At 58.9% G+C, this 2470-nt stretch carries 2 protein-coding genes and 1 pseudogene; all 3 read left to right on the top strand.

From position 1 onward, the window contains the following. Positions 1–253, top strand: a pseudogene (locus tag ACXRVY_RS24150) (FAD-dependent tricarballylate dehydrogenase TcuA); the annotation flags it as partial. Next, positions 240–1397, top strand: coding sequence for a tricarballylate utilization 4Fe-4S protein TcuB (gene tcuB, locus ACXRVY_RS24145; protein ID WP_223462609.1), 1158 nt, complete (start codon positions 240–242; stop codon positions 1395–1397). The pseudogene ACXRVY_RS24150 and the gene tcuB, both read left to right, overlap by 14 nt. 47 nt (positions 1398–1444) lie before the next feature. After that, on the top strand, positions 1445–2470 hold a 1026-nt coding region (gene tcuC / locus ACXRVY_RS24140; RefSeq protein ID WP_458238442.1), incomplete at its 3' end, for a tricarballylate/proton symporter TcuC.

The raw sequence follows: 2470 nt of genomic DNA, 5'->3' as shown, positions 1-2470 counted from the left end.
GGGTGTCACGTTCACCTACCTCGGCCTCGCCACCGACGAAACCGCTGCCGTGCATTTCAATGGCAAAGCGAGCCCCAACCTGTTCGTCGCGGGAGAGATGATGGCCGGCAATGTTCTGGGCAAGGGCTACACCGCCGGCATCGGCATGGCCATCGGTACCGCGTTTGGCCGCATCGCCGGTGTGCAGGCGGCCGCTTCTGTGGGCTTTGGCGTCTCATCTGCAAACACGGAGTCTCGACATGCAACTGTTTGATCCCCAAGCGTCGGGCGGGTTAATCCCCGTGTTGAATCTTGACGAAAGTGAAGTCCAGCGGCAGATGACCATCTGCAATGCCTGCCGTTATTGCGAAGGCTTTTGCGCGGTATTTCCGGCGATGACCCGGCGTCTGGAATTCACTCAGGCCGACATCCACTACCTGGCGAACTTGTGCCATAACTGCGGCGCGTGCTTGCACGCCTGTCAGTACGCCGCCCCACACGAATTCGACGTCAACATACCCAAAGCCATGGCCAAAGTGCGCCTGGATACTTACGCCGAATACGCCTGGCCGCAAGTGATGGGCAAGTTGTATCAGCGCAACGGCCTGACCCTGGCGCTGGCTTCCGGTGGGGGACTGGCCTTGTTTTTATGCCTGACCCTGATGCTCATGGGCAACCTGTTTACGGCCATTCCCGGGGGCAACTTCTACAAGATTTTCCCGCATAACACCCTGGCGCTGATGTTCGGTTCGGTGTTCGGCTTTGCGGTACTTGCCCTGACCATGGGTGTACGGCGCTTCTGGCGCAACGTTTCACCGGTCGCAGCGCCACTGCCGTTGAAAACGTCCGCTGCATTGGAGGCTACGGCCAACGTCGCGAAGCTCAAATACCTGGACGGCGGCCATGGCGAAGGCTGCAACAACGCCGACGATCAATTCACCTTGTGGCGACGCCGATTCCACCACCTCACCTTCTACGGCTTCATGCTGTGCTTCGCCGCTACCGGTGTCGCCACGCTCTTTCACTACTTGCTGAAGTGGTCGGCGCCTTATCCGATCTTCAGCTTGCCGGTGATGTTGGGTATTGCCGGTGGCATCGGCCTGCTGATCGGCCCGGCGGGTCTTCTTTGGCTGAACCTGCGTCGCAACCCTGCGCACGGCGATGAGAACCAAAAACCCATGGATCGCGGCTTCATCGCGCTGCTGTTTCTGGTCAGCGCAAGCGGCCTGGCGCTACTGGCTTTCCGTGAAACCAGCGCCTTGGGCTTGATGCTGGCTATCCATCTCGGCCTGGTCATGGCGTTTTTCTTGACCATGCCCTACAGCAAATTCGCCCATGGAATATTCCGCAGCGCAGCGCTGCTCAAACACGCCATCGAGAAGCGTCAACCCAACCCGATCAACGCCGGCAGCGACTGACGGTTAAAACACTCATTCCAAAAACAATAGTGAGCATAACGGTAGCCATGATGAAAACGACAACGGCAACAACCCGAGCCAAGGGGTCAAAATTGGGCGCCATTTTGCGGGTCACCAGCGGTAACTTTCTCGAGCAGTTCGACTTCTTTCTGTTCGGGTTCTACGCGACCTACATTTCCCAGACCTTCTTTCCAGCCACCAGCGAGTTTGCCTCGCTGATGATGACCTTCGCGGTATTCGGCTCCGGATTCCTGATGCGTCCGTTAGGCGCCATTGTGCTGGGGGCGTACATCGACAAGGTGGGCCGTCGCAAAGGGCTGATCGTGACGCTGTCGATCATGGCCGCCGGTACCGTATTGATCGCTCTGGTGCCGGGCTATGCCGCCATCGGCGTGGCGGCACCGATTCTAGTGTTGTTGGGCAGGCTGCTACAGGGCTTCTCCGCCGGCGCGGAAATGGGCGGTGTTTCCGTGTATCTGTCGGAAATTTCCACCCCCGGTCACACCGGTTTCTACACCAGTTGGCAATCGGCCAGCCAACAGGTGGCGATCGTCGTCGCGGCCGCGTTGGGCTACACGATCAATGCCACGATGCAAGCCGCTGAAATCGCCGATTGGGGCTGGCGTATTCCGTTCTTCATTGGCTGTGTGATCATCCCGTTCATTTTCATTATTCGCCGCTCACTGGAAGAAACCGCTGCCTTCACTGCTCGCAGCCATCGTCCAACAACTCGCGAAGTTTTTCGCTCGATGCGTGACAACTGGCGCACCGTACTGGCGGGCGGCTTGCTGGCGTCCATGACCACCACCACGTTCTACCTGATTACGGTCTACACACCGACGTTTGGCAGGACAGTACTGAACCTGAGCACCACCGACAGCCTGGTGGTCACACTGCTGGTCGGCATCAGCAACTTTATCTGGCTGCCTATCGGCGGCGCCCTCTCCGACCGCATTGGCCGTCGGCCACTGTTGCTGGCGATATCGTTGCTGTGCATCTTCACCGCCTATCCCGCCATGCACTGGCTGGCAGCGGCGGCGAGCTTCGAACGACTGCTCGCTGTGCTGCTGTAC

Source organism: Pseudomonas sp. P5_A2_2 (assembly GCF_054177685.1).
Note: the sequence above shows the minus strand (reverse complement) of the source record. Positions and strands in the feature narration are given on the sequence as shown.

What these genes read in the sequence shown, in the direction of transcription:
- tcuB (WP_223462609.1), top strand. Translation starts at nt 240, where the DNA reads ATGCAACTGTTTGATCCCCAAGCGTCGGGCGGGTTAATCCCCGTGTTG.